At 61.3% G+C, this 18,802-nt stretch carries 16 protein-coding genes and 2 pseudogenes; 12 read left to right on the top strand and 6 right to left on the bottom strand.

The genetic code is table 11. The features are described from left to right. Positions 1 to 48: 48 nt before the first annotated feature. Positions 49 to 1,059, bottom strand: a pseudogene (locus QCE64_RS22815) (LacI family DNA-binding transcriptional regulator); the annotation flags it as partial. Positions 1,060 to 1,234: 175 nt separating this feature from the next. Here QCE64_RS22815 and QCE64_RS22820 point away from each other — a divergent pair. The 3 genes from QCE64_RS22820 to QCE64_RS22830 all read left to right on the top strand — a co-directional run bounded on the left by QCE64_RS22820 (position 1,235) and on the right by QCE64_RS22830 (position 4,550). Next, the gene (locus QCE64_RS22820; RefSeq protein ID WP_309923836.1) at positions 1,235 to 2,065 is read left to right on the top strand and encodes an NAD(P)-dependent oxidoreductase; all 831 of its coding nucleotides are present in this window, start codon (positions 1,235 to 1,237) and stop codon (positions 2,063 to 2,065) included. Beyond that, positions 2,062 to 2,970, top strand: coding sequence for an SMP-30/gluconolactonase/LRE family protein (locus QCE64_RS22825; RefSeq protein WP_310006397.1), 909 nt, complete (start codon positions 2,062 to 2,064; stop codon positions 2,968 to 2,970). The genes QCE64_RS22820 and QCE64_RS22825 overlap by 4 nt, the downstream gene beginning before the upstream one ends. A gap of 233 nt (positions 2,971 to 3,203) precedes the next feature. Continuing rightward, a complete protein-coding gene (locus QCE64_RS22830; protein ID WP_310006399.1) occupies positions 3,204 to 4,550 on the top strand; it encodes an MFS transporter in 1,347 nt (448 codons plus the stop codon). Between the two features lie 85 nt (positions 4,551 to 4,635). On the opposite strand, the gene QCE64_RS22835 is transcribed toward QCE64_RS22830, so the two are convergent. Further along, a complete protein-coding gene (locus QCE64_RS22835; protein ID WP_310006402.1) occupies positions 4,636 to 5,424 on the bottom strand; it encodes a FadR/GntR family transcriptional regulator in 789 nt (262 codons plus the stop codon). A 141-nt stretch (positions 5,425 to 5,565) separates the two neighbouring features. Here QCE64_RS22835 and QCE64_RS22840 point away from each other — a divergent pair, with 141 nt between their 5' ends. From QCE64_RS22840 to poxB, 6 genes are all read left to right on the top strand, one after another. Next, complete coding sequence (locus tag QCE64_RS22840; protein WP_310006404.1) at positions 5,566 to 6,411, top strand: NAD(P)-dependent oxidoreductase; 846 nt, start codon at positions 5,566 to 5,568, stop codon at positions 6,409 to 6,411. A gap of 122 nt (positions 6,412 to 6,533) precedes the next feature. After that, positions 6,534 to 7,280 (top strand): amino acid ABC transporter permease, encoded by a 747-nt coding sequence (locus tag QCE64_RS22845; RefSeq protein ID WP_310006406.1) that lies wholly within the window; start codon positions 6,534 to 6,536, stop codon positions 7,278 to 7,280. Further along, entirely contained in the window at positions 7,277 to 7,930 is a 654-nt protein-coding gene (locus tag QCE64_RS22850; RefSeq protein ID WP_309923848.1) for an amino acid ABC transporter permease, read from the top strand. Before QCE64_RS22845 ends, QCE64_RS22850 begins: the two co-directional genes overlap by 4 nt. Further along, positions 7,914 to 8,642, top strand: a complete 729-nt coding sequence (locus tag QCE64_RS22855) for an amino acid ABC transporter ATP-binding protein (protein ID WP_309923850.1) — start codon at positions 7,914 to 7,916, stop codon at positions 8,640 to 8,642. Before QCE64_RS22850 ends, QCE64_RS22855 begins: the two co-directional genes overlap by 17 nt. Positions 8,643 to 8,715: 73 nt before the next feature. After that, positions 8,716 to 9,513: a transporter substrate-binding domain-containing protein gene (locus QCE64_RS22860; protein WP_309923852.1), complete on the top strand. Its 798-nt coding sequence runs from the start codon at positions 8,716 to 8,718 to the stop codon at positions 9,511 to 9,513. 358 nt (positions 9,514 to 9,871) lie between these two features. Then, positions 9,872 to 11,593, top strand: a complete 1,722-nt coding sequence (gene poxB, locus QCE64_RS22865; RefSeq protein ID WP_310006408.1) for a ubiquinone-dependent pyruvate dehydrogenase — start codon at positions 9,872 to 9,874, stop codon at positions 11,591 to 11,593. Between the two features lie 73 nt (positions 11,594 to 11,666). Here poxB and QCE64_RS22870 read toward each other — a convergent pair whose 3' ends face one another. From QCE64_RS22870 to QCE64_RS22880, 3 genes are all read right to left on the bottom strand, one after another. Next, positions 11,667 to 12,590, bottom strand: coding sequence for a hypothetical protein (locus QCE64_RS22870; RefSeq protein ID WP_309933430.1), 924 nt, complete (start codon positions 12,588 to 12,590; stop codon positions 11,667 to 11,669). After that, positions 12,524 to 13,318, bottom strand: a complete 795-nt coding sequence (locus QCE64_RS22875; RefSeq protein ID WP_310006410.1) for a DUF899 domain-containing protein — start codon at positions 13,316 to 13,318, stop codon at positions 12,524 to 12,526. The genes QCE64_RS22870 and QCE64_RS22875 overlap by 67 nt, the downstream gene beginning before the upstream one ends. 126 nt (positions 13,319 to 13,444) lie before the next feature. Continuing rightward, positions 13,445 to 13,954, bottom strand: a complete 510-nt coding sequence (locus QCE64_RS22880; protein ID WP_310006412.1) for a DUF6622 family protein — start codon at positions 13,952 to 13,954, stop codon at positions 13,445 to 13,447. Between the two features lie 431 nt (positions 13,955 to 14,385). On the opposite strand from QCE64_RS22880, the gene QCE64_RS22885 reads away from it, so the two are divergent. Beyond that, the gene (locus tag QCE64_RS22885; RefSeq protein ID WP_310006414.1) at positions 14,386 to 15,345 is read left to right on the top strand and encodes a bile acid:sodium symporter family protein; all 960 of its coding nucleotides are present in this window, start codon (positions 14,386 to 14,388) and stop codon (positions 15,343 to 15,345) included. A 74-nt stretch (positions 15,346 to 15,419) separates the two neighbouring features. Here QCE64_RS22885 and QCE64_RS22890 read toward each other — a convergent pair whose 3' ends face one another. Further along, on the bottom strand, positions 15,420 to 15,980 hold the full coding sequence (locus QCE64_RS22890) for a thioredoxin family protein (RefSeq protein ID WP_309933437.1): 561 nt from the start codon (positions 15,978 to 15,980) through the stop codon (positions 15,420 to 15,422). Between the two features lie 636 nt (positions 15,981 to 16,616). Between QCE64_RS22890 and QCE64_RS22895 the strand changes: the two are divergent. Together QCE64_RS22895 and QCE64_RS22900 are read left to right on the top strand one after the other, a co-directional pair. Next, positions 16,617 to 17,902 (top strand): annotated as a pseudogene (locus tag QCE64_RS22895) (glycine betaine/L-proline ABC transporter ATP-binding protein). Beyond that, complete coding sequence (locus QCE64_RS22900) at positions 17,899 to 18,801, top strand: proline/glycine betaine ABC transporter permease (RefSeq protein WP_310006416.1); 903 nt, start codon at positions 17,899 to 17,901, stop codon at positions 18,799 to 18,801. Before QCE64_RS22895 ends, QCE64_RS22900 begins: the two are co-directional and overlap by 4 nt. The last annotated feature ends 1 nt before the right edge of the window (position 18,802 follow it).

Raw genomic sequence — 18,802 nt, forward strand, 5'->3', positions numbered from 1 at the left:
TTTGCGCAAGACCGGCGCGCAGGCCGCGCGCCGTGCATCATGCGTGCATCAGGTCGCGGCAGCCGTGGATTCACGCACGATAAGCCGCGGTTCGAACATGGAATTGCCCGGATCGGGATGTCCGGCGAGCGCGTCGATGAGTTTCTGCATGGCGAGTTCGCCCATCTTCTCGCTTTGAATGTCCACTGTAGTGAGGCCGGGCGCGGCATAAGCGCCGTACGGGACGTTGTCGATGCCGGTGACGGAAACGTCATGCGGCACCCGTATGCCGAGTGTCGCGGCTTCCTTCATGAAGCCGAGCGCGATCAGGTCGTTGTAGCAGATCACCGCCTGCGGCCGCTTCGGTCCAAGCATCACGCGCGAGCACGCCTGTTCGCCCGCGATGGAAGTCGGTGCATGGGCTTCATAGACATCGAGTTCGAGGCCCGCTTCGGCAAGGCAATCGCGAGCTCCGCGGATGCGCTCATCGTTGATGCGCGCATGCTCGAAGCCGAGGTAAGCGATACGCCGATGCCCCAGGTCGAGCAAGTGACGCGTCAGCATGTAGGTGGCAAGGCGGCTGTTGATGCCGACGCTCGGAATCGGCAGCTCGGCATTGCGCAGAAGCACGACCGGTTTGTCGAGTTCGAGCATCCAGTGCGCCTCTTCGTCGGGCAGGCGCGAACTGACGAGCAAGCCGTCCACGCGTTGCGCGAGCGCTTCGATGAGGGGACGCTCACGCGCCTGGTTCTCGTCGATGTCGACGAGCAGCAGCGTGTAGTCATGACGCAGCGCGATGCGGTTGGCGCCCTTGACGACGTGAGTGAAGTGCGGATTGCTGATGTCCAGGATGGTGAGTCCGATGGTGCGGGTCTTGCCGGTGATCATCGAGCGCGCCAGCGGATTCGAACGATATCCGAGCGTCTCGATCGCCTCCTTGAGCCGCGCTTCAACGGGCGCCGAAAATCGTTGCGCGCCGTTGATGTATTTGGAAACTGTCGCGACGGATACGCCCGCTGCGGCAGCAACGTCGCGAATGGTTGAGGAATTTTTTTTCATTCGGAGGGTAACGTTTTCGCGGAATTGACGAATTGTCGCAGAAAATAGGGAAACTCGGAAAACGGATCTGCATTTTGGATGATGTGTTATGCATTCAAAACCTTTCCAGCTCTTCCGCAGACTGCGCCGTCGACGCCGAAAACGTTTTCTTCCTTTTTGCTTTCAACGCAGTGCAACGTATCTCCAAGGAGTTTCGATGAATCAGCCAACGGCAGCGGGCAAACCGTTCAAGCGTCTGCTTCTTACCGGCGCAGCCGGCAACCTGGGCCGACAGCTGCGCGGTGCACTCTCGCAGTGGGCGGACGTGGTAAGGCTCTCGGACATTGCGCCGCTCGACGATGCCGGACGTCATGAAGAGACAAGCGCCGTCGATCTCGCTGACATTGCCAAGGTGATGCAGCTTGTCGAAGGCGTGGATGCGATCGTGCACCTGGGCGGTATCTCCATCGACGCCCCGTTCGATGACCTGATCGAAGCAAACATTCGCGGTACCTACAACATCTACGAAGCGGCGCGTCGCCATGGCGTGAAGCGGGTGGTGTTTGCGAGTTCGAATCATGCGATCGGCTTTCATTCCGTGACCGACGTGCTCGACGCCGACTCGCCGCAGCGGCCCGACAGTCTCTACGGTGTGACGAAGTGCTTCGGCGAGTCGCTGTCGCGCTATTACTTCGATCGCTTCGGCATCGAGACCGTCTGCCTGCGCATCGGTTCGTCGTTCGAGGAACCGAAGAACCCGCGCATGCTGGTCACTTACCTGAGCTATCGCGACTTCATCGAACTCGTGCGCTGCTCGCTGTTCACTAATCGCGTGGGACATACGATCGTGTACGGGGCATCTGACAATCCGGTGAAGTGGTGGGACAACTCGAAAGCCGGTTTCCTGGGATTCAATCCGCAAGACAGCTCGACGCAGTTCAACGAACTGTTCCCGCCGAAGGCGCCGACCGCCGATTACGACGATCCCGCCCAACGCTTCCAGGGCGGGCAGTTTGTCATCGGCGAGCCGATGGAGCGCAAGCGATGAGCAGCGCCGAGCGCGTGGAGCGTCTCGACCCGGCGGGCGCCGCGACGGTCGGCGAATGCCCGGTCTGGCGCGCGAAAGAGGGCGCGCTGTACTGGGTCGACATTCCGGCACGGCGCATCGTCCGACTCGTGCTCGAGAGCGGACAGCGCTCCGAATGGACCTTCGCTGAACAGGTCGCATGTATCGCATTCGATGCCGCCGGACGGATCGTCGCCGGCATGGAGAGCGGCATTTTTGCCGTGGCACTGCATGACGACGGTGATGCCTGCGCCGCGAGGCTCGCCGCGCCCTCGTTCGCCGCACCAGGCATGCGTTTCAACGACGGCCGCTGTGACAGGCAGGGCCGTTTCTGGGCGGGCACGATGGTGCAGGACATGTCGCTCGCGAGTGCGGCCGGCGCGCTATACCGCTTCGATGGACATGGCGTGCTGTCGGACCCGCTTGTCGAGGGTTTGATCACGCAGAACGGATTGGCCTGGTCGCCCGACGGCAAGACCATGTATCTGTCGGACTCTCATCCGCAACGTCGCCTGATCTGGGCATTCGACTTCGACGTGGACAGCGGCACGCCCGGCGCACGACGTGTGTTTGCCGACCTGCATCATCACACGGGACGTCCGGACGGCGCAGCGGTCGATGCGGACGGTTGTTACTGGACATGCGCGAACGATGCCGCGCGCCTGCTGCGCTTCACGCCGCAAGGCCGACTCGACCGCGAAATCGCGTTGCCGGCCAGCAAGCCCTCCATGTGCGCGTTCGGCGGCAGCGACCTCTCGACGCTTTTCGTCACGACGATCCGCCCGTCAACGAACGCGACTGACGACGACGGTCATGTGTTCGCGCTGAACGCAGGCGTGCAAGGATTACCGGAACCGGAATACGCCGGAATGTTACCGGTCGCATGACGGGTACGAAGCGGAACGATCTGTTCACATTTTCTTCGATATATGGCGTCGCAAATGCTGGGATGCAAGGCGTTCCGGCACCGGATTGGCGCATGCCGTTCCGGTTGCCAGCCGGTCTCCGGAACCGATACCAAGGCTAAACACCAATGCTGAAGTTCCTCCGTAAAGAGTAGGCTCCGCAGGTATCCCGAGTACCCGCGATCCAGCGATTCTTCTATCCGGAGGAGACATAGATGGACCTTGAAACTCGCACCATGAAGCGCGTGATGGTTCGCCTCGTGCCGTTCCTGATTTTGTGTTACTTCATAGCTTATCTGGACCGCGTCAACGTCGGCTTTGCAGCATTGCAAATGAACAAGGCGCTCGGCTTCACTGCGAGCATGTTCGGGTTCGGCGCCGGTATTTTCTTCATCGCGTATTTCTTTTTCGAGGTTCCGTCGAACCTGCTGCTTGAACGATTCGGCGCGCGCCGCTGGATTGCGCGAATCATGTTCACCTGGGGCATCCTCGCCGCCGCGATGGCATACATACCGCACATCGCGCAAGTTACGGGTCTGTCCAACGCCTACGTGTTCTACGGCTTGCGGATCCTGCTTGGCATCGCCGAAGCGGGCTTCTTCCCCGGCATCATCTTTCTGCTGACGCTGTGGTTTCCGGCCAAGTACCGGGGGCGCGTGGTCGGCTATTTCATGGCGGCGATTCCGCTCTCGACCGTGATCGGCGGCCCGATTTCCGGTGCGCTATTGCAGATGGACGGTATGGGCGGGATGCAAGGCTGGCAGTGGCTTTATTTGATCGAGGCCATTCCGGCGCTCCTGCTTGCATTCGTCGTGTATTTCTACCTCACCGACAAGCCCAAGGATGCGCACTGGCTCGCAGATGACGAGCGCAAATGGCTGGTCGACCGTCAGGCGCACGAGCGCGCGCATCGCGAATCGGTGCATGCGTTCAGCGTCAAGGAAGCGATCTTCAATCCCCGCGTGCTGGCGATCGCGCTGATCTACTTCGGCGCCAATGCCACCAACTATGGCCTGAGTTTTTTCCTGCCCCAGATCGTCAAGGCGTTCGGCCTCACCAATCTGCAGACGGGCTTCGTGACGTCGCTGCCTTACGCGGTCGGTGTCGTCAGCATGGTCTTGTGGGGACGTCATTCGGACCGCAAGCTCGAGCGTCGCTGGCATGTGGCGATTGCGTTGATGGTCGCGGCCGGCGGCATCGCTGTCTCGGCCGGACTCGACGATCCGGTCTTGAAGATGATCGCGCTGTCGATTGCGGGCTTCGGCATCTTCGGCTGCCTGCCGGTGATCTGGACCTTGCCTGCATCGTTCCTGTCGGGCGCTGCGGCTGCCGGTGGCATCGCCGCAATCAACTCGCTCGGCAATCTCGCCGGGTTCTTCGGTCCTTACGCAATGGGCTGGATCAAGGACAGCACGGGCGGTTTCGGCGCGGGGCTGCTGTGTCTCGCGGGGGCAGGCATGGTCGGCGTGGCGGCGGTTCTGCTGCTGCACCATGACTCGGCGCTGGAGACCATCTCGGGCGCCCACGACGTCAACGATGCGGAGCCCAAGCTTGCGCGCTGAGCGAGCGTGAGTGCGGGTGTTGCGAAAGACAAGGGACCGCGGAAAGAACGCGGTCCCTTTGCATTTTTAATCTTGCATCATGGATTCAATCGGTCGATGTCTGCGCGCGGCGCAGGCGTTCCCGGCTGTTGATCAGATGAAGACGCATCGCCGTGCGGGCGGAGTCAGCGTCGCCGCGTTCGATTGCATCGGCGATCTGTTCGTGTTCCCGATTCACCCGTGTCAGGTATTCAGCGTGGCGTTCGGGCGCGACAGGCGTTGCGGTAAGGCGCGTGCGCGGAATCATTCGCGCGCCCAGATGCGCCATGATCTCCACGAAATAGCGGTTGCCGGTCGCCTGTGCGATTTCCATGTGGAATCGCAGGTCCGGTGCGACGGTATCGGCTTGTCGGTCGACGTTCCTCGCGAAATCGACGAGTGCGGCGCGCATGGCCTTCACGCGTGCGGCATCGCATCGCAGGGCCGCGAGTCCTGCGCTCTCGGTTTCGAGGCTGATGCGCAATTCGAGGATGGCCAGAGCGTCGAGAGAGCCGGGGACATCGGCGGGATCGATCTGCAGCAGCGGCGGTGCGGCCGATTCGCAGATGAACGTGCCGATGCCATGGCGCGTTTCCACGAGTCCTTCCGCTTGCAGGCGCGACAGCGCTTCGCGTACCACGGTGCGGCTCACGCCGTAGTGCTGCACCATTTCTGCCTCGGTAGGAAGGCGGGCGCCGGCCTTCAGTTCGCTCGCATCGATCTGTGCGCGCACGGCGTCCACCATGCGCAGCGTGAGGCTTCGGCGCGTGCCTGAAGCGCTGTTCGGAGCAGTCGACGATGCATGCACGGAAGAAAGGGAATCCGCGTGATTGTGAGGATCGGGCGATTGCGTCACGGCGTTCTCGTTGGAATGGGTTTTACACACATTGACAAATCGGTTGGCAAATGATGATATGCGTCATGCGGTGATATGACAACGTACAAGAAGATGCGTGCAGGGTAATCCCTAGCCGAATCTCGCAGGAGACATGATTCGATGGAACAACGAAATAAAGCTTCGTCACGCGAGCACTCGGCTCGCTTCGAAAGACTGCTGCTCACCGGCGCCGCTGGAGGTATCGGGCAGGATATCAGGCATCGGGTTGCCGAATTTGCGCACCACGTGCGCATTTCCGACCTTCCTGGCGTACTCGTCAGCGAGGCTGCGCTGCACGAGGAAATCGTGCCTTGCGACCTTGCGGACCGTGAGGCCGTTGACACGCTGGCAAGCGGGTGCGAAGCCGTCATCCATCTGGGCGGCGTATCGGTGGAGCGTCCGTTCGAGGAAGTGCTCGAAGCGAACATCAAGGGCGTGTTCAATCTCTACGAGGCAGCGCGCCGACAGGGCGTGAAGCGCATCGTGTTCGCCAGTTCGAATCACGTCACGGGTTTCTACCGCCAGGACGAGATCATCGATGCGACGGCACGCAAGCGTCCCGATGGCTACTACGGACTGTCAAAGTCCTTCGGCGAGGACATGGCGCAGTTGTACTTCGACCGCTACGGCATCGAGACCGTGAGCATCCGCATCGGTTCGGTTTTTCCGGAGCCCAAGGATCGCCGCATGATGGCGAGCTGGATGAGCCAGGACGATTTTCACGACCTGTTGCGCCGCAGTCTCTTCACGCCCGATGTCGGCCACACGATTGCCTTCGGCATGTCCGCCAATGCGCACACGTGGTGGGACAACCGCTGCGCAGCGAATCTCGGCTTCGTGCCTCGTGACTCGTCGGAACCGTTCCGCGCAAAGATCGAAGCCACACCGCCGCCCCTTCCGACCGATCCCGTCGCGGTCCTTCAGGGCGGCGCCTTCACGACTATCGGACCGTTCGATCCGGTTTAATGCATGCAAGATTCATTATCACGAATCGTAGTATGTCGTCATACATCCAGTGCAGGATCGAATCAGCGGCGTGAAAGCCGTCATAGCGTGTAGAGCGCCAACCTGACAGAGACATCGCCTCCATGTTTTCACTCGATTTTTCACCCCTATGGCCTTATTGGCCGACGTTCCTGCTAGGGGCGTGGCTCACGCTCAAGATGACGTGCGTCGCGGTCTTCTTCGGCTTGATCGTGGGGATGTTCGTGGCATTCGCGAAGCGCGCCCGCGTACCTGTGCTGACGCGCCTCTGCATCATCTATATCGAGGCGGTGCGAAACACGCCGTTCCTCGTGCAGATCTTTCTGCTCTATTTCGGACTGGCGAGCATCGGCTTGCGCATGCCGACCTTCGCGGCCGCTGCGCTTGCGATGACGATCAACATCGGCGCCTATGCAGCCGAAATCATTCGGGCGGGTCTGGAATCCGTGCCGCGTGGACAGATCGAGGCGGCGGAATGCCTGGGCTTGCCGAAATGGCGCATCGGCTGGCATGTGATGTTGCAGCCGTCGATCGAAAAGGTTTATCCGGCGCTGACGAGCCAGTTCCTGCTGATGATGCAGGCGTCCGCCATTGCATCGCAGATCTCCGCGGAAGAACTCACGGCCGTCGCCAACACCGTGCAGTCCGATACCTTCCGTTCGCTCGAAACCTACATCGTGGTCGCGGGCCTGTATCTCGTGCTCTCGCTGATCATCAAGCTGATCGCGTGGCAGGTCGGCGAGCATCTGTTCAAGCGTCGCCGCGCGATCCGTCTGGCGGCGAAGAGGGCCGGCAAGGCGCCGCCCGATCCGCAACGGATCGATACGGTCATACCCGGGGGCGCGGCATGAGCGGCGGATTCACGGCTGCGCACCTGGCCTACCTGGTGCAATCGATCGGCTGGACCGTGGTGTTGTCGCTGCTCGCGTTCGTGCTGGGCGGCATCGGCGGCTTCGTCGTGATGCTCGCGCGCATCTCGCCGCGCGCATGGGTGTCGCGCGTCGCGCTCGTTTATATCGAAGCCATTCAGGGCATCCCGCTGCTGATCCTGCTGTTCATCGTGTATTTCGGCCTGTCCGTGTATGGCTATCAGGTGCCCGCGCTGTTCGCAGCGGGCCTTGCCCTGATGGTGTATTCGAGCGCGTATCTCGGCGATATCTGGCGCGGCTGCATCGAGGCGATGCCCAAGCCGCAATGGGAAGCCTCGGAATGCCTGTCGCTGTCGCGCTGGCAGACATTGCGGCTCGTGATCATTCCGCAGGCCATGCGCCTCGCATTGCCGCCCACGGTCGGTTTCCTCGTGCAGCTCATCAAGATGACATCGCTTGCTTCGGTAATCGGCTTCATCGAACTGACGCGCGCGGGCCAGATCATCAACAACTCGATCTTCCAGCCATTCCTCATCTTCGGCGTGGTAGGCGCGTTTTATTTCGTCCTGTGTTATCCGCTTTCGCGCTGGAGCCAATCGATGGAGAACAAGCTCAATGTCAGCAATCGTTAAGGTCGACGATATTCACAAGAGCTTCGGCTCCAATCATGTGCTCAAGGGCGTGTCGTTCGAGGTCAACAAGGGCGAGATGATTGCCGTGATCGGCGCGAGCGGCTCGGGCAAGAGCACGGCGTTGCGATGCATCGACCGGCTGGAGACCGTCGATCAAGGTCAGATCGAGGTCTGCGGCATCCGCGTCGACGACCCCAAGGTGGACCTTCATCACTTGCGCCGTGAAGTGGGTATCGTGTTCCAGAGCTATAACCTCTTTCCGCATCTGACGGTGGAAGAGAACATCATGCTTGCGTTGCGCCACGTGAAGAAAATGTCGCGCGACGAGGCACGGCGCATTGCGTTGAATGTGCTGGAGCAGGTTGGACTCGGACAGAAGGCAGACGCATATCCTGAGCAGCTGTCCGGTGGACAGCAGCAGCGAGTCGCGATTGCGCGCTCGCTGGCGATGTCGCCGAAGGTGATGCTGTTCGACGAAGTGACATCGGCGCTGGATCCGCAACTCACCGGCGAAGTCCTTCGCGTCATGGAGGATCTTGCCGCGGACGGCATGACCATGCTGCTGGTCACGCATGAGATGGCTTTTGCCAAGCGCGTGGCGGACCGCATTATCTACATGCATCAGGGGCGGGTCTGGGAAGTCGGCGACGGCAGCATGCTCGATTCGCCGCAGACGCCGGAACTGCGCGCTTTCCTCGATAACGGGCTGTGATTCCTGCTTCACGCAAGCACGCATTCGACTCACGCATCAATCCACGCAACAACCATAACGACGGAGACGTAACTTGAAAGCCAAGACTATCCTTGCACGCGCGGCCCTTGCCACGCTGATGCTGGCAGGCGCGGTGCACAGCGCCATGGCCGACCAGCTCGACGACATCAAGAAGGCCGGCGTCGTGCGCGTCGCCATTGCAATGGGCACGCCGCTGTTCAGCTATGCCGACGAGAACCTGAAGCCCGCTGGATCGGACGTGGATACTGCCGCCGCGCTCGCCAAGGATCTCGGCGTGAAACTCGAACTGGTGCAGATCACCAATGCCGCGCGCATCCCGACGCTGCAAGCCAAGCGGGCGGACCTCGTGATCGCCGACTTGTCGATCACGCCGGAACGCGCAAAGGTGGTCGACTTCTCGAATCCTTATGCGGTGATCACGATCATCGTCGGCGGCTTGAAATCCATCAAGGTGAAGGACTATGCCGATCTCGACGGCAAGACCATCGGTCTCACGCGCGCAACCGTGAACGACACGCTCACGACGCAGCAGGCAAAGGGCGCGCAGATCCAGCGTTATGAAGACGATGCAACGCTCATCACCTCGATGGTGACGGGTCAGATCGACGTGTTCTCGAGCACACCGTCGAACCTGCAGGAAATGCAGCACCGCGCGCCTCAGCGCAACATCGAGATGAAGTTCGAGCAGAAGAATTTCGATCTCGGGATTGCGATGAACAAGGATCAGCCGCGTCTGAAGGAATGGGTGAACAACTGGGTGGGCACGAACATGAAGAACGGCAACCTGAACACGATCTACAAGAAGTATCACGGCCGCGATCTGCCGGACAACGTTCGCAAGGGTGCGTGACGCATAGCACGTCGCGGTAGCCTGAAGGCCCGCCAGGGCCATGAAGGAGGGCGGATAGCGCAGGGCGACGAGCCCTGAGGCTATTCGCCCTTTTACATTTTGCATGCAGAAGGCAATCGGGCATTACGTATTCAAAATGCCCGATTTACCGCCTCTTCGGATCGTAGGGCAGGATCCGTTCACTCGCCGTGACGCGCTGCAGGCAAGGTACAAGACAATATTCACAGAGCCGGCATACACTTGCGTCTGCATTTTGCATCGTGCATTCAACGAGCCGTCGCTCGTTTGTGGCTCGTTGCGCTCCGAGTCCGCACGACTGCGCCATCTCCCGGCATCCCTTTCCACGCATGGAGCAAACATGGCCACTAAAACCATCGCCGATTACCTCGCAAGGACGCTTGCCGCAGCCGGTGTCGAGCGCATCTGGGGCGTCACGGGCGACAGCCTCAACGGACTCGCCTTCAGCCTGGATCGGGTTGGTTCGATCCGCTGGATGCATACCCGGCACGAGGAGGCCGCCGCGTTCGCTGCCGGGGCCGACGCCGCGACGACCGGCAAGCTGGCCGTCTGCGCGGGCAGTTGCGGGCCGGGCAATCTTCACCTGATCAACGGGCTCTACGACTGTCACCGCAACCATCAGCCGGTGCTCGCCATTGCCGCGCACATTCCGTCGACGGAAATCGGCCTCAACTATTTCCAGGAAACGCACCCGCAGGAATTGTTCAGGGAATGCAGTCATTTCGTCGAACTCGTGGCGAACGCATCGCAGTTTCCCCGCGTGCTCGAACGGGCGATGCGCGCGGCGCTGGATCAGCGCGGCGTCGCGGTGATCGTGCTGCCCGGCGATGTCGCGTTGAGCGAGGGCCCAGGTATCGAGCCTCGTTGGACGGCGAGCGCACCCGGCGCGATCGTTCCTTCCGACACCGAACTCGACAAGCTGGCCGGCCTCCTCAACGGCTGCGAGGCGGTGACGATCATGTGCGGCAGCGGCGTTGCAGGATCGCACGATGAAGTCGTGACGCTGGCGGACACGCTCGGTGCGCCTGTCGTGCATGCGCTGCGCGGCAAGCAGTTCATCGAGTATGACAATCCATTCGATGTCGGCATGACGGGTCTCATCGGCTTCAGCTCCGGGTATCACGCGATGATGAATTGCGACACGCTGCTTCTGCTCGGCTGCGACTTTCCCTATCGTCCGTTCTATCCGCCGAACGCGAAGATAGTCCAGATCGACTGGCGCGGTTCGCAACTGGGGCGTCGCGCGCAGTTGGAGATGGGTGTGGTCGGCACTGTCAAGGAAACGCTCACGGCGCTGCTGCCGAAACTCACGCGCAAGGACGAACGACGCTTTCTCGACAATGCGCTCAAGCATTATGCGAGCGCCCGCAAGGGGCTCGACGATCTCGCCACGCCTTCCGCTCCGGGCCGGCCGATTCATCCGCAGTACCTGACCAAGCTGGTCGACGACATCGCCGCCGAAGATGCGATCTTCACGGCGGATGTCGGCACGCCGACGCTGTGGGCCGCGCGCTATCTGACGATGAATGGCAAGCGCCAGTTGCATGGGTCGTTCAATCACGGCTCCATGGCCAATGCGATGCCACAGGCGCTCGGGGCGCAGGCGGCGCATCCGCAGCGTCAGGTGGTGTCCCTGTCGGGCGATGGCGGTCTCGCCATGCTGCTCGGTGATCTGCTGAGCGCCGTGCAACTCGAGTTGCCGATCAAGGTCGTCGTATTCAACAACAGCCTGCTCGGATTCGTATCGATGGAATTGAAAGCGGCGGGCTACGTCGATACGAACGTGGATCTGAGCAAGACCGATTTTTCGCAGATCGCAAAGGGAGCGGGAATCTGGTCAGTGCGCGTCGAGGAATCGGAACAACTCGAGAGCGCGCTGCGCGACGCGTTCGCGCACGCGGGGCCGGCGGTCGTGGATGTGGTGACGTCCAAGCATGAACTCTCGCTTCCGCCGACTATCGAGCTCTCGCAGGCGAAGGGGTTCAGCCTCTATATGCTGCGAGCTATCCTGAGCGGCCGCGGCGACGAGATCATCGAACTGGCGCGCACCAATCTTCGTTGAGCCTGGACGACGAGCGAAAACAAAGTGCGTGCCTGGTTCGGAACATCCGCGTGGAAACGAGCGCGACACGCGCTCAGAAGCGATACGTGACGCCAACCTTCACGATCGGGAAGAAGCGCAGCTTGTCGGCCTTGTTCTGCAGATCCTGTTTTTCCGCGTCGACGTTTGCCTGTCCTGCTTCAGCGACGATATCGGCGGGCACGTCGAAGTCGATGTGCGGGCGGCCGTACGCGACGCCGGCATCGAAGAAGGCCGAGAAGCCCTTTTGCGCAACCGGCGTGTGGCCGAAACCAATGCCGAGATAAGGACGGACTGTCGGGAAGCGCGCCTTCGCGTGAATGCTTTGCCCGAGCGTCGAATACTGCACGCCATTGATGGTGTACGTGCCGTTCATGCTGGTCGCGGTGGCATCGACGTTATCGCCGCCGACGAGCGCGCCGGCTGTGATGCGAAAACCGACGGTGTCAGGCGCCGGAAAAAAATCGAAATAAAAGCCGCCGTGATAAATGCTCGCCGTTCCGTCGTAATGCAGGCCGCCGGCATTGAAGTCATGCGAAAAACGAAATCCGTTGAACTCGGCGCGCACATTGTCGCGGGTGCCGAGCGGTTCGGAGTAGCCCAGGCCGACGCCTTCGGTGCCGATCTGACCATAGATTTCGCGAGCGTGCGCAAGCGGCGTGGCAAGCGCGGCAAGCGTGCCGGCGAGGGCCGCAAGCGCGGCCAACGAGTTCTTCATTGCAAAAATTTCCAGGGATGGATTGGACGGAAGGGGCGTCCTGGCGAAAGCGGCGGGGGGTGCCGGCTGGTGCGAGAGGCCATGTGCGATGAGCTTGCATCGCGGATAGTTTCGATAACGGAAACGTTTGGCGGATTCTTTAGATGAAAAAGGGCGGCTACCAAGCCGCCCTTCTGGCAAACGGTATTTTCGACTTATTGTTTTTTCTTTGCGCTTTCCGCACGGAATGCGGCTTCGCCCGCGTCCGACACTTCGACCCATTTTCTGTCGAGCTGGGCATCCGCTGAGTAGCTGTCATGCCAGTTCCACCATTTATAGGTGGGGGTCTGCGGGTAACCTTCAGGTGAGTCTTCCCAGAGTTCCTGACGGCCCAGCGGCGTGATGTCGAGGTAGTTCCAGGTATTGCCCATCTGTTCATCGCCGCGATTGTTGATGAAGTAGGTTCGGTACAGGGTGTCGCCGTCGCGGAAGAAGACATTCGTGCCGTGCCATTCGTCCACGGCGAAGTCCTTGTCGAACTGATCCGTGATGGTGACCCACGGTATGTCCCATCCCATGCGTTGCTTCAGTCTTGTGATGTCTTCCTGCGGCGCGCGCGATGCAAACACCAGCGTCGTGTCGCGCGCATTCAGGTGGGCAGGATGCGCGACCTGGTCCGCGACCATCGAGCAGCCGCGGCAGGCATGATCGGGCCAGCCGAAAACGCCCGGCTCGAAGAACGCGCGATAAACGATCAACTGACGCCTTCCATCGAAGAGATCAAGCAGGCTTCGCGTGCCTTCGGGCGTTTCGAACTGGTAATCCGCTTTCACGGCCATCCATGGCATGCGGCGACGTTCAGCGGCAAGCGCGTCGCGTGCGCGAGTGTGTTCCTTTTCCTTCACGAGGAGCCGATCGCGCGCCGCCTCCCATTCAGCCGGCGAGACAACCGCCGGCGTTTGCATGGCCGGTTGCGGGCCGTTCCCTGCGTTTTCGTCCGATGCAGTCATGACGTGTGTCTCCTCCTGAACAAGACCGTGAGTGTTGCGCCAGTGTGAGGCTGTGACGCGCGGTTCGGGAGTAACAAGTTTGACGCCATTTGCATCGGACTGTCTGGAGCAACGTCGTGCGCACCATCAAGCGGCGGCCGGACGGCACGCATCGAGCCCGCGCCAGTAGGTGATGAAGCGTCCTCCGAACATGCCTGCAACGAGTCCCGATATGGCCGCTTCGAGCGACGCATAGTGGACGAGCGAGGTGGCAAGCATCGTCGTGGCCATTTCAAAGCCGATCCAGAACTTGGCGATGAAGATGACGGCGATCAGCACAAGCGGAACGAAAGAGCCCGGCAGCATCACGGTGCGCGCAATCGGATCGACGATGAAACGCGAACGGCTCGCGGTGAACATGCCGCCCGCGATACCTGCTCCGACACCGATGATCCACGCCAGGACGGCGCTCCAGCCGGCGAACGGGTCCGACGTCAGATGCGCAATACCCAGGCCGGCGAAGATCAGCGGCACCACGGCGAGTTTCGAAAGCGGCGCGGTGCTGGTCTGTAATGCCTTGATTCCGCGATATAGAAGAAAGGCGAGCAGCACCCAGACCCAGGTCGGCGTGCCCTGAAGGATTGCGATTGGTGACATGACGATCTCCTTGTTGTGATCACCGGACGACTCATGGGGCTGGCATTCGCGCCATGAGTCTTCGTTCTTGCGCAGCATGAACGAAACGAATTAGCGGGAAATTAAAAAACGGAACGGCCCGTATCGACGCAAGCGGCGTCGGAATTAAGCGAATTCAGAATAGAACCGCGCCGACAGGTAAAATGCGGCGCCTGATGGATTTTTCTTGCCGCACCGCGCGCGATCCGCGCCTGACGGCACGGCGATCAGGCAGCCCAGGTGCCCAGGCGGCCGCCCCACGAGGGCAATCTTGCTGCGCATGGCCCCATTTGTTTCGCACGAGATCACACGATCGTTCCTGCGCAGCCGGCGCCCCCGGCGCCGCGGCAGCCACCGCGGTTCCGCCAGGAAGGCACGAAACGCTACCCATACGACTTTCGAGGATTGTTTTCATGTTTGCCCGCATCACCCGCCTTTTTCCGCTCTGGGCCGTGCTGGTTTCCATCGCTGCCTATGCCGAGCCTTCGTCCGTGACGGGCATCGCACCGCACGTCACGACGCTTCTGACCATCATCATGTTGTCGATGGGCGTCACGCTTTCCCTCGACGATTTCCGGCGCGTGTTCACGCGTCCCGCGCCCGTGATTGCCGGCATCGTTCTGCATTACCTCGTCATGCCGCTCGCCGCCTGGGTCATCGCCAAGGCGCTGCGCATGCCTCCCGACCTGACGGCCGGCATGGTGCTGGTGGGCAGCGTCGCGAGCGGTACCGCGTCGAACGTGATGATCTATCTGGCGCGCGGCGACGTGGCGCTGTCAGTCACGATCAGCGCACTGTCGACGCTGGTCGGCGTGTTCGCCACGCCGCTGCTTACGCGCCTGTACGTCGATGCATCCATCGTGGTCGATGTGCATGGCATGTTGATGAGCATCGTTCAGATCGTGGCGCTGCCGATCGTCGTCGGTCTCGTCGTCAATCATCTGTTCGGCAAGATCGTGCGCAAGATCGAATGGGTCTTGCCGCTCGTGTCGATGGTGTCGATTCTGCTGATCATCGCGGCGGTCGTCGGCGGTACGCAGAAGAGCATTGCCTCGGTCGGTCTCGTGGTGGCTCTGGGCGTGGTGCTGCACAACGGCATCGGGCTGCTGGGCGGTTACTGGGGCGGACGTCTGCTCGGTTTCGACGAGGCTGTTTGCCGCACGCTTGCCATCGAAGTCGGCATGCAGAATTCGGGTCTTGCCGCGACGCTTGGCAAGCTGTACTTCACGCCGATCGCCGCGCTTCCGGGCGCCTTGTTCTCGGTGTGGCACAACCTGTCGGGCTCGATGCTGGCCGGCTATTGGGCGGGCCGTCCCGCCAAGGGCGCGACGCGGGATGAGGATGCCGATGCCGCCGTCGCTCGCCATAGCTAAATAAAAGCGGAACCGCTTGTTCCAGATAAGAGGCGTGCCGCGGGCACGCCTTTTTTTCTGAACGCGCCTCGTGATCACGCTCCCAGCAGTTCCCTGATCTTCGCCTCGGTCTCCGCATAACCGCCCTCGCCATAGCGCCGGTACACGATCTTGCCGTCCTGGTCGATCAGGTAGAGTGCAGGCCAATACTGATTGCCGTAGGCGTTCCACGTCGCGTAGGCATTGTCCTGCGCAACGGGAAAGTCGATACCGTAGCGTTGAATAGCCTTCTTCAGGTTCCCGGTGTCGCGCTCGAAGCCGTACTCGGGCGTATGCACGCCCACGACCACGAGTCCCTTGTCGCGATAACGCGCATCCCAGTCCTTCACATGCGGCAGCGTATGCGCGCAGTTGATGCAGTCGAAGGTCCAGAAATCGACCAGCACGACTTTTCCGTGCATTTGCTTCAGATTCAGCGGCGCGCTGTTGAGCCAGTTGTCGATGCCGGTGAATTCCGGCGCCTGGACCGCGATCTGCCGCGCCGGGTCCGGTTCGGACGAGGCCCCCGTCGATGCGAAGGCGGTCAGCGCGGCCACCGCTCCGAAGGCGGCGATCATGGCGGCAGCGAAGGCGGCGATCTTGATGCGATCGAACATGAGGTTTCTCCTTTCCGGTTGGCGTGGAGCGTATTGAAGCGCGCGGATGTATCGGGCGCTTGTCCCGGTGGACGTCCTTCGGCATCACTGTGTATCCGGGGGCCTCGCAGATACATGGGGATACATGGAGAGCGTTCGTTCCGCCTTGCCCGAGGCAGCGATTGCGATAAAAGACCGAACGTTCCACACCGGTTTTTTCCGCAACGCGGGACGAATATCGTCGGCGCAAGGACCACGTTCGTGCGCGGCTTCCGAGCCCTTAACCTCACGAAAAGTCATGCAGGACAGCCCGTCTAGGTGCATTCCCTAGCGCCGCCGCATCAAGTTCACCCCGCCAGACCCGCTTCCGCTCAAGCTCGACGCCCGCAAAGCCGCATCCACACAAGCTTCCAGCGATTCACCCGCTCCCGCACCGTTTCCCTGCATCGCTGCACCACGGGAATCCATTACCAGAAGTATCGGAAAGGGCGCAGGAAATGTCGGTGGATGATCGAAATTGACCAGTTACGCTTCATTCCAACGCAACGAACGCCGGAATGTGATCGGCGCTGTCGACCCGGATCGTACTCGAAGGACGCATATGGCACACGTCCCCAACGTTTCGGTTTTTTCGAACTTGCCAGCTGGAATGAAACGATGATTCCGAACCTGACGCTCGCACCGGGCGACCTGTCAAAGACGGTTCCGCAGAGCCGGACAGCCTGTCTTCGGCACGATCCGTCGCCGCTTCGCAGACCGGGATCCTCACGGTCAAGAATCTCTCGAAGATCTTCGGCGCCAAGCCCGAGCGTGCGCAGGAACTCCTGAAACAAGGCCTCGGCCGCAACGAAATCTTCGCGCAGACCGGCAACATGGTCGCGGTCGATGACGTCAGCCTCGCGGTCAACGCGGGCGAAATCTTCGTCATCATGGGACTGTCCGGCTCGGGCAAGTCCACGCTCGTCCGCTTGCTCAATCGCCTGATCGAGCCGACTTCGGGTCAGGTGATTCTCGAAGGCCGCGACATTGCGCCGATGAACGTGAACGAATTGCGCGCGGTGCGCCGCGAAAAAATGGCAATGGTGTTCCAGTCTTTTGCGCTGCTGCCGAACCGCTCGGTCATCGACAACATCGCGTACGGACTCGAAGTCGCCGGCAAGAAAAAATCGGAACGATATGACATTGCCCGCGCTGCGTTGACGCGCGTCGGCCTGGGTTCCTACGAAAAATTGCTGCCGAGCGAACTGTCGGGCGGCATGCAGCAGCGCGTCGGACTGGCGCGAGCGCTCGCGGTGAATCCCGCGGTGCTCCTGATGGACGAAGCGTTCTCGGCGCTCGACCCGTTGATCCGCTTCGAGATGCAGAACGAACTGCTGCGCTTGCAGAAAGAAGAACAGCGCACGATCGTCTTCATCTCGCATGACATCGAGGAAGCCGTGAAGATCGGCGGGCGCATCGGCATCATGAAAGACGGCCGGCTGGTTCAGGTCGGCACGCCCGCTGAACTCATCCAATCGCCCGCCGACGATTACGTGCGCGACTTCTTCCGCAACGTCGACGTGTCGCGCTTCCTCGCGGCAGCGAGCCTGCTCACGAAGGTCGAGCGCGGCCTGATTGCCTGCGACGGCGGCGCACCATCCGAACGCTATCTGAACAGCCTGATCGACAGCGGCGCCGACTGCGGCTATGTCTGCGACGAAGCCGGACGCTATCAGGGATGCGTGACGCCCGCATCGCTGCACAAGAGCGGCGCGCGTCCGATTCGCGAAGCCTTGCTGCGCGACGTCGCCGCCGTGCCGCTCGACGCCGATCTGCACCGGCTCGCGGCCATCGCACTCAGTCAGGAACACGACGTGCCCGTCACCGACGAACAAGGCCGTCTCGCCGGCGTCGTCTCGTGCCGCACGATTCTCAAGCAGGTCATGGAGCGGAGGGCAGCATGAACGGTTCGAGCAGTTCGATTTTCGGCAAGTTCGCCGAGGACGCGGTCAATTTCTTGTTCTCACATTTTCGTGGCGGTTTCGATGCCTTTTCCGCCGCACTCGGCGCGGTCATCAAGGTGCTCGAAGATGGCCTGGGCGCGGTCCCGTTCATCGCGATGCTGGTGATCCTGATGGCGCTCGCGCTGTGGCGCAAGGGCGTCGTGTTCTCGGCATTCGTCGGCGTGACGCTCTACGCGATCAACTATATGGGCCTCTGGGCGCAGACGGTTTCCACGCTCGCGCTGGTGATTGCGGCGACGTTCTTCAGTCTCGTGATCGGCGTGCCGCTCGGCATCTGGGGCGCGCGCAGCAATCGCGCCGAAGTCGTGCTGCGCTCACTGCTCGACTTCATGCAGACGATGCCCGCGTTCGTCTATCTGATTCCCGCCGTGATCCTGTTCGGTCTCGGATGCGTGCCTGCCGTGATCGCGACCATCGTGTTCGCCATGCCGCCCGTCGTGCGCCTGACCACGCTCGGCATCCGCCAGGTGCGCGAAGAACTGCTCGAGGCAGGCCGCTCGTTCGGCAGCACCGATGCGCAGCTGCTGTGGAAGATCCAGCTGCCCAACGCGTTGCCGTCGATCATGGCAGGCGTGAACCAGACCATCATGATGGCGCTCTCGATGGTGGTGGTCGCATCGATGATCGGTGCGGGCGGACTCGGCGAATACGTATTGAGCGGCATCCAGCGGCTCGACATCGGCATCGGCTTCGAAGGCGGTCTCGGCGTCGTGCTGCTCGCGATCATCCTCGACCGTCTGACGGAAAGCTTCGGCGTCAAGGCAAAGAAGGCAAAGAAGGCAAAGAAGAAGAAGGTCATCTCCACGCCGGTCACGCCTTCCAAGGCGGCGCAGACCTGAA

The organism is Caballeronia sp. LZ043 (genome assembly GCF_031451075.1).
Taxonomy (GTDB): domain Bacteria; phylum Pseudomonadota; class Gammaproteobacteria; order Burkholderiales; family Burkholderiaceae; genus Caballeronia.

Coding starts and splice junctions, on each gene's coding strand:
- QCE64_RS22820 (WP_309923836.1), top strand. CDS start 1,235: ATGAATCAGCCAACGGCAGCGGGCAAACCGTTCAAGCGTCTGCTTCTT.
- QCE64_RS22825 (WP_310006397.1), top strand. CDS start 2,062: ATGAGCAGCGCCGAGCGCGTGGAGCGTCTCGACCCGGCGGGCGCCGCG.
- QCE64_RS22830 (WP_310006399.1), top strand. CDS start 3,204: ATGGACCTTGAAACTCGCACCATGAAGCGCGTGATGGTTCGCCTCGTG.
- QCE64_RS22840 (WP_310006404.1), top strand. CDS start 5,566: ATGGAACAACGAAATAAAGCTTCGTCACGCGAGCACTCGGCTCGCTTC.
- QCE64_RS22845 (WP_310006406.1), top strand. CDS start 6,534: ATGTTTTCACTCGATTTTTCACCCCTATGGCCTTATTGGCCGACGTTC.
- QCE64_RS22850 (WP_309923848.1), top strand. CDS start 7,277: ATGAGCGGCGGATTCACGGCTGCGCACCTGGCCTACCTGGTGCAATCG.
- QCE64_RS22855 (WP_309923850.1), top strand. CDS start 7,914: ATGTCAGCAATCGTTAAGGTCGACGATATTCACAAGAGCTTCGGCTCC.
- poxB (WP_310006408.1), top strand. CDS start 9,872: ATGGCCACTAAAACCATCGCCGATTACCTCGCAAGGACGCTTGCCGCA.
- QCE64_RS22870 (WP_309933430.1), bottom strand. CDS start 12,590: ATGGGTCGAAGTGTCGGACGCGGGCGAAGCCGCATTCCGTGCGGAAAG.
- QCE64_RS22875 (WP_310006410.1), bottom strand. CDS start 13,318: ATGACTGCATCGGACGAAAACGCAGGGAACGGCCCGCAACCGGCCATG.
- QCE64_RS22880 (WP_310006412.1), bottom strand. CDS start 13,954: ATGTCACCAATCGCAATCCTTCAGGGCACGCCGACCTGGGTCTGGGTG.
- QCE64_RS22885 (WP_310006414.1), top strand. CDS start 14,386: ATGTTTGCCCGCATCACCCGCCTTTTTCCGCTCTGGGCCGTGCTGGTT.
- QCE64_RS22890 (WP_309933437.1), bottom strand. CDS start 15,980: ATGTTCGATCGCATCAAGATCGCCGCCTTCGCTGCCGCCATGATCGCC.
- QCE64_RS22900 (WP_310006416.1), top strand. CDS start 17,899: ATGAACGGTTCGAGCAGTTCGATTTTCGGCAAGTTCGCCGAGGACGCG.